This window comes from Rhodovibrio sodomensis (genome assembly GCF_016583645.1).
GTDB lineage: Bacteria > Pseudomonadota > Alphaproteobacteria > Kiloniellales > Rhodovibrionaceae > Rhodovibrio > Rhodovibrio sodomensis.
Genome location: NZ_NRRL01000174.1, coordinates 1 through 7,279, shown reverse-complemented (window position 1 = coordinate 7,279; position 7,279 = coordinate 1). Strand labels below are relative to the sequence as shown.

5 protein-coding genes and 1 pseudogene are annotated in these 7,279 nt (G+C 71.4%); 3 read left to right on the top strand and 3 right to left on the bottom strand.

The genetic code is table 11. The features are described from left to right. Positions 1-120: 120 nt before the first annotated feature. Both CKO28_RS26050 and CKO28_RS26045 read left to right on the top strand, forming a co-directional pair. Positions 121-990: pseudogene (locus CKO28_RS26050) on the top strand (GNAT family N-acetyltransferase); the annotation flags it as partial. Positions 991-1,410: 420 nt separating this feature from the next. Further along, a complete protein-coding gene (locus tag CKO28_RS26045; protein WP_200344115.1) occupies positions 1,411-2,817 on the top strand; it encodes a helix-turn-helix domain-containing protein in 1,407 nt (468 codons plus the stop codon). A 114-nt stretch (positions 2,818-2,931) separates the two neighbouring features. Here the strand turns inward: CKO28_RS26045 and gcvA are convergent, their stop codons facing one another. Further along, positions 2,932-3,837: a transcriptional regulator GcvA gene (gene gcvA, locus CKO28_RS26040; RefSeq protein ID WP_200344113.1), complete on the bottom strand. Its 906-nt coding sequence runs from the start codon at positions 3,835-3,837 to the stop codon at positions 2,932-2,934. A 347-nt stretch (positions 3,838-4,184) separates the two neighbouring features. On the opposite strand from gcvA, the gene CKO28_RS26035 reads away from it, so the two are divergent. Beyond that, on the top strand, positions 4,185-5,411 hold the full coding sequence (locus CKO28_RS26035; protein WP_200344111.1) for an aromatic ring-hydroxylating oxygenase subunit alpha: 1,227 nt from the start codon (positions 4,185-4,187) through the stop codon (positions 5,409-5,411). A gap of 264 nt (positions 5,412-5,675) precedes the next feature. On the opposite strand, the gene CKO28_RS26030 is transcribed toward CKO28_RS26035, so the two are convergent. Further along, positions 5,676-6,509, bottom strand: coding sequence for an ABC transporter permease (locus CKO28_RS26030; protein WP_200344103.1), 834 nt, complete (start codon positions 6,507-6,509; stop codon positions 5,676-5,678). Next, positions 6,506-7,279: ABC transporter ATP-binding protein (locus tag CKO28_RS26025; RefSeq protein ID WP_338050248.1), on the bottom strand; the 774-nt coding region annotated here is incomplete at its 5' end. The genes CKO28_RS26030 and CKO28_RS26025, both read right to left, overlap by 4 nt.

Sequence of the window (7,279 nt, the reverse complement as noted above, 5' to 3'; positions counted from 1 at the left end):
CAGGGGTATGTTCAACCACGGCGGGTGAGCTCCTGCTGATCGTAGGTTTTCGTCTCCACACCGAAATCTTACGACTATTCAGCAGCTTGGGCTACACCCGCCGTCCCCCATGAATTTTCCGGGCTAGTACGCGACCCGAAGGGCCGGCTCGCGGGCCACATCGCGCTCGCCCGCTCCGCCCCGAACCCGCGGCTGTGGGAAATGGGTCAGGCGATCGTGCTGCCCGACCACCGCAAGTCGGGCATCTTCCGCTGGCTGTTCCAGGCGGCGTTGACCCACGCCACCCGCGATCCCGGGTGCGTGGGCGTGTTCGCGACCTCGCTGACCAACCACGTGGTCTCGCAAAAGGTCTGCTCGGAGGCCGGCTTCAAGGAGGTCGGGCTGGAGGTCGACTACGTGCCCCAGCGGATGCTGGCCAAGGAGGGCGCGCACGGCGCGATCGCCACGATCGTGCAGTACCTGCCGGTGCAGGAGGTCGCCCCGCGGCCGTCCTACCTGCCCGAGACGTACCGCGGCTGGGTCGGCGATCTGCTCGCCGCGGTCGGCGAGCCGGGGCCGGTCCACGCGGCCGCGGGCACGCGCCATCTGGCGGACGACGGGTCGGAGATGGACACGCTCGACCTGCCGCGGTTCGACATGACGCGCCTGACGCTCGCCCGCGCGGGCGGCGACTTCGCCCGGCGGATCGACCGGGCGGAGCGCACCGCCGCGGCGTCCAGGCGGCGCACGGTGCAGGTGCTGGTCCCGCTCGACCGGCCGGACGGCGCGGCCGCGTTCGCCCAGCTGCGCGGCCGGGGCTACGGCTTCAGCGGTCTGCTGCCCCGCTACCTGCCGGGCGGCGGCCACGCGGCCATGCTTTACCGCAGCTTCGACGCGCCCAACCTGGATGAAATCCAGGCGTACAGCCCGATGGCGCAGCAGCTCCTGGCCGACGTGCGCACCGACTGGGCGGCTCGTCCGCGCCGGCAGCCGGCGATGGCCGCGGCCTGAGTGCCGGGGCCTGGGTACCGGAGCCACGGGTGGCAACGGGGCCGGCGTCGCCTGCGACAGGGCGGCGCCGGCCCAGCCGGCCAATCCGCCGTCCCGCCCCAAGATCGGGGGCGTGGCGATAAGGTTTGGCGCGCCGTTCGGCCATTTGCTACAAAAAGTGCCAGCAGAGCCGGCCTGCGCGCGAACCGGGGCCGGTACCCGGCCGCGGTCGGCACCGGTCGGCGTCGAACCTGGCGGGGTCTTGCAGCGCCCGGGCCGGCAGGCTAAGGCCGGACGGGTCGATCCGCGTCGGCGCACCGCGCCGCTGCACTGGCGCGCGCGCCGCCTCTTCGCGCGCGTTCACCGTTTTCAAACCAGCGCCGCCGCAGACTGACGACACGCTGATAGCACCTGGGCAGCCACGGGCGAACGTATAACCGAATGGCCGACGACACGAGGCGAACCTACCCACAATCCGCCCGCGGCGAACCGGCCGCCGGCTGGGGCGAACCCAGCTTGGGCGGCGGCGAGCAGCGCGAAAGCGTGGGCGAGCGGCTGAAGCGCGAGCGCGAGACCTACGGCCTGCACCTGCGCGAGGTCTCGGAAAGTCTGCGCATCCGCTACGCCTACCTGGACGCGATCGAGCGCTCGGCGTTCGACGAACTGCCCGGGCCGACCTACGCCGTCGGCTTCGTGCGCGGCTATGCGCAGTTCCTGGGCCTGGACGACGACCGGATCGTGCAGCGCTTCAAGGAGGAGAGCCAGGGCCTCAAGCGCGACCAGCAACTGCATTTCCCCGAACCGGTGAACGAGGGGAAGATCCCCGGCGGGCCCATCCTGGTGCTCTCGATCGCGTTGATTGCGGTGGCCTATGGCGCCTGGGCCTACCTGTCCGACGGCGAGCGGTCGGTCGCCGATCTGGTGCCGGCGGTGCCGGAAAGCCTGCAGCGCATGGTCGGCGCGACCGAGGCGCCGCCGGTGCCGGAGGCGACCGACCTGTCCGGCACCCGTACCAGCGAGCCGGCCACGGCTGATACGGATTCGAACCAGACGGCCGGCGGCACGGACAGCTCCGCGCGCGATACCGCGGATGCCGGCGCCGACGGCATGCAGGCCGAGCAGGTCGCCGAGCTGCCCGAAACCGCGCCGGACCCCGATCTGTCGGCGACGTCGGAGGGCGACGCGCCGAGCGCGCCCGGCACCGGGTCCAGCGGCACCGGTTCCGGGGACACCGGCGCCGGCGATGCGACAACCGGCGGCGGGACGGCCGCCGATGCGCCCGCGCCCGAGCTGCCCGACGCCCCGACGACGCAGCAGCGGGGCGCCTCGGCGCCGACCCAGACGGCCGACCGGTCGACCGACGCGCCGGCGGCGCCGGACACCGGCGGCACGGGCGCGACCGGGACCGGCGCGCAGGCCGCACAGGGCGGATCGGAACCGGACGGGAACACCGCCCCCCCAGCCGTTCCGGAGATGCAGCAGGACGACAGCGGCATCCCGACCGCCCCGCAGCAGACCCAGAGCGCCAACGCGCCGAGCGGCGGCGACGCCGGCGCGGACGGCCGCACGTTCGGCGCCAGCCCGGCGAACTCCCGGGTCACGCTGGTTGCCACCGCGCGCTCCTGGGTCCAGGTGCGCGGGCCCGACGACGGCCTGGTGCTGACCCGCCTGCTGCGGCCGGGCGACCGCTACAACGTGCCCGACCGGCCGGGCCTGACGCTGCACACCGGTAACGCGGGCGGCTTGCAGGTCATGGTCGACGGCCAGGAAATCGGTCGCCTGGGCGACGACGGCGAGGTCCGTCGCGGCATCTTACTGGAAGCCCAGGCGCTCACCGCCGGCGGCTGACCCGCCGTTTTGATGTAAGCGCAAGACTCAGCCGACAATCGAACCTGGCGTGCACAGGCATTTCCCAAAAGGAAACCAGGCGAGGATCCCGCGGTCCGCTGCGCCACCCCGCTGTCACCCGCGCGCTTCGGCGAGCAGCCAGTCGGTGAAGGCCTGGACGTCGCTGTCCGGCGCGCGGCCGCGCGGCTTGACCAGGTAGTACGCGCCGCGCGGGCGGTAGGTCGCGTCGATCGGCCGGACCAGCGAGCCCTGGTCGAGAAAATCGTCGACCATGTGTCGCCAGCCCAGCGCCACGCCCTGGCCGGCCGTCGCCGCCTGGATCAGGATGGTGTAGGTGTTGAACTGCAGGCCGCGCCGGCGCGGCGGCGGGGTCGCGCCCAGGTCGCTGAACCAGGTCGCCCAGTCGGTCCAGGCGTGGTAGTCGACGTCGAGGTGCAGCAGCGTCTGCCGGGCGAGCGAGGCGAGGTCCGAGAGTTCCGGGTGCTCCGCCAGGTAACCGGGCGAGCAGACCGGAAACACCTCCTCGTCGAACAGGTGTTCGGCCGTCACCCCGTGCCAGTCGCCGCCGCCGTAGCGGATGCCCGCGTCCACCCCTTCGCGCGCCGGGTCGACGTACGGGTCGCTGACCGACAGCCGCAGTTCGACCTCGGGATGGCGGGCCCGGAACTGCGGGATCCGCGGCATCAGCCAGAACGAGGCGAAGGCGATCGTGGTCGACACCTCGACCTGCGCGCCCGCCCCGCGGCGGCGCAGCTGCTCCGCCGTTTCCGCCAGGTGGCCCAGGCTGCTGGCGGCCGCCGCCTGCAGGCGCTCGCCCTCGCCGGTCAGGCGCAGGGCGCGGTGCAGCCGGTCGAACAGGCGCACCCCCAGTTCGTGCTCCAGCGCGGCGATCTTGCGGCTGACGGCCGCCTGGGTCAGCGCCAGCTCGTCCGCGGCCCGGGTGATCGACAGGTGCCGCGCCACCGCCTCGAACGCGACCAGCGGGCCCAGCGGCGGCAGCTGTCGGTTGAGTGGGGCCATTCTCGAGTCCTCGCGTTGCTGCCCCTCTCCCTCGACGGGAGAGGGAGGGGCCCGCGCGGCGCAGCCGCGTGGGCGGGTGAGGCTGGGAGTCTCCGCCAGCCGCCGAGCAGTCCCACCCTCACCCTAGCCCTCTCCCGTCAAGGGAGAGGGGACCCGCCGAAGCGTTGTGCGCGCTCGCGGGCATACCGGTTTTCACATTACACCACGTTATGTGATGGATGAGAAATCATGCCGTTCACGCGCCGGGCACCTCACGGCAATCTACATGTGACCGGGACTCGCCAGACCAGTGCGTCGATGCTGGTCGACGCCAACAGTCCCGCCCGCGCCAACGGAGGTGACGCGCCATGGCCGAGACCGCCGCCAACATCCGGATCGCCGAGGGCCTGAGCGCCGAGTTGTGCGACCAGCTGCGGCGGGTGAAGCAGCCGGGCATGCACGCCCGCGGCCTGCCCAATCAGGCCTATACCGATCCGGCCTACGCCATGCTTGAGCGCGACCAGCTGCTGGCGCGCACCTGGACCTGCATCGGCGTGGCGGCCGACCTGCCCCGCGCCGGGGCGGTCAAGCCGGTCGACATGCTGGGCGTGCCGCTGCTGGCGGTGCGCGGGCGCGACGACCGGGTCCGGGTGTTCCACAACGTCTGCTCCCACCGCGGCGCCAAGCTGGTGACCCAGCCGGGCCGGGTGAAAAGCCTGATCAAGTGCCCCTACCACTGCTTCTGCTACGACGTCGACACGGGCGCCCTGAAGCACACGCCGCACTTCGGCGGGCTCAACGTCGACGACCACGCCGAGCTGGACCGGTCGCTGCACGGCCTGAAGGAGGTGGCGACGGCCGTCTGGTTCGACCTGATCTTCGTCAACCTGGCCGGCAACGCGCCCGCCTTCGCCGACCACATCCGACCCCTGGCGGAGCGCTGGCAGGCCTACGACCTCTCCCGCATCCGCCACGGCGGCGAGACCGGCGGGGCGATGGACTTCCGCGTCAACTGCAACTGGAAGCTCGCGGTGGAGAACTACTGCGAGAGCTATCACCTGCCCTGGGTTCACCCGAACCTGAACAGCTATTCCAAGCTGGACGACCACTACAACGTGGTCGCGGAGCGCTTCGCCGGGCAGGGCAGCCTGAAGTACGCGCCCAGCGACGACGCACCGTTGCCGCGGTTCGACGATCTGCCGGAATGGGCGCGCACCGGGGCGGAGTACATCGCGCTGTTCCCGAACGTGCTGCTCGGCGTGCAGTGCGACCACCTGTTCACGATCTGGCTGGAGCCGCTCGGCCCGGATCGGACGGTCGAGCACCTGAACGTCTACTACGTCGGCGCGGAGGCGGTCTCCGAGGCCCACGCCGACAGCCGGCGGGCGACGCTGGCGCGCTGGCAGGAGGTGTTCGCCGAGGACGTCGACCTGGTCGAGCGGATGCAGGCCGGCCGCCATTCCCCCGCGTTCGACGGCGGCTTCTTCTCCCCCGTCATGGACCCGCCGACCAAGGCCTTTCACAGCTGGGCCGCCCGCGCGCTCACCGAGGACCTGCTCGACCGCGCGCCCGAGGTGCAGCGCGCGGCGGAATAGGCGGCGCCGCCACGCGAACTCCCCTCTCCTCCAGTCGACTTCCCCCTCTCCTCCAGTGGGATGGGAGGAGAGGGCGGGGAGAGGAGGTTGCCCGCGGCGCGCATGCCCGTCGTGCCTCCTCCCCTAGAGCAAAATCGATCAAGGTCGAGTCGACCTTGATCTTGCTCGAGCCCCTCCTCCTACGTGGAGGAGGGGGATGAATTTTTTCTGATGGAGGATGGAGTGGACCCCTGAGCCGGGACCGGCTTTTGCGAAGAGCTTTCCCTACTCCCCCACCTGCAGCAGGAGCCCGCGCTTGCGGGCGACGTGGAAGCTGTAGAGGAACAGGAACGCGCCCAGCCCGAGGTAGGCGAGGTCGACCAGGGCGGCGTGGATCAAGAGGTCGTAGCGCACCGTGTCGTCGACCAGGATCGCCCGCATTCCCCCGAACACCGGCGCCGTGGGCAGCATCCAGGAGACCGGCTGCAGCCATTCCGGCAGGGTCGCGATCGGGTAGTAGACGGCCGACACCGGCGCCAGCAGGAAGATCGCCAGCCAGGCCACGCTCTCCGCCCCCTGACCCACGCGCAGGACCAGCGCGGAGACCATCATCCCGATCGCCCAGCCGAACACCAGCAAGAGCGTGAAGAAGGCGACCAGCGGCAGGCCCAGCGTGAACACGTTGAACTCGTAGAACACGATCGCCAGCCCCGCCGCCGGCAGCACCCCGATCAGCGTGCGCAGCAGGCTCATCACCGTCAGCGCCGCCAGGAACTCCCGCGGGGTCAGGGGACTGACCGCGAGGTTGCCCAGGTTGCGCGACCAGACCTCCTCCAGGAACGACAGCGAGAAGCCGAGCTGGCCGCGGAACAGCACGTCCCACAGCAGCACCGCGGCGATCAGCACGCCCGCCGCCTGCGCCACGTAGGAGCTGTGCTGCAGGAAGAACTGGGTGATGAAGCCCCACAGGATCATCTGGATCGTGGGCCAGTACATCAGCTCGAACACGCGCGGCCAGCTGGTCTGCATCAGATAGACGTGCCGCAGCACGACCGCGCCGATCCGGCCGGCGACGCTGCCGGTCGCCTCGGAGGTGGTGGCGTCGGCGAGCCGGCTCATTTCGCCAGCGCCCCTTCCGGCGCGTGATGCGGCAGTTCGCCGGCGCTCTGCCGGTCGCGGGCGATGTCCAGGAACACCTCCTCCAGGTTGCCCCGCCCGTAGCGGCTCAGCAGCTGGCGCGGCGTGCCTTGGTCCACGATCCGGCCGCCGCGCATCATCTTCACGTCGTGGCACATCCGCTCGACCTCGGCCATGTTGTGGCTGGCCAGCAGGATCGCGCAGCCGCTGTCGCGCTGGTAGGTCTCCAGATAGCTGCGCATCCAGTCCCCGGTGTCGGGATCGAGCGAGGCGGTCGGCTCGTCCAGGAACAGCACCTGCGGGGCGTTGATCAGCGCCTTGGCGAGCGTGACCCGGGTCTTCTGCCCGGCCGACAGGCTGCCCAGCCGGCGCCGGCGCAGCTCGCCCAGGTCGAGCTCCTGCACCAGGTCGTCGATCCGCCGGCGCGGGCGCGGCACGCCGTACAGCCGGGCGAAGAAGCTCAGCGTCTGCTGCACGTTCAGCCGCCGCGGCAGGTCGACGTAGGGGCTGGAGAAGTTGACCAGCGGCATCGCGCGGTGGCGGGCGCGCACCATGTCGTGGCCCAGCACCTCGACCGTGCCGCTGGTCGGCAGCAGCAGGCCCAGCAGCATCGCGATCGTGGTCGTCTTGCCGGCGCCGTTCGCGCCCAACAGCGCGGTCGTGCGGCCGCGCGGCACGTCGAAGCTGACCCCCTGGACGGCCTGTACCGCCCCGAACGTCTTGGTCAGCTGGTCGGCGCGGATGACGGGGGC

Bases quoted from the DNA above. Each gene is read 5' to 3' on its own strand.
- CKO28_RS26045 (WP_200344115.1), top strand. From the start codon at position 1,411: ATGGCCGACGACACGAGGCGAACCTACCCACAATCCGCCCGCGGCGAA.
- gcvA (WP_200344113.1), bottom strand. From the start codon at position 3,837: ATGGCCCCACTCAACCGACAGCTGCCGCCGCTGGGCCCGCTGGTCGCG.
- CKO28_RS26035 (WP_200344111.1), top strand. From the start codon at position 4,185: ATGGCCGAGACCGCCGCCAACATCCGGATCGCCGAGGGCCTGAGCGCC.
- CKO28_RS26030 (WP_200344103.1), bottom strand. From the start codon at position 6,509: ATGAGCCGGCTCGCCGACGCCACCACCTCCGAGGCGACCGGCAGCGTC.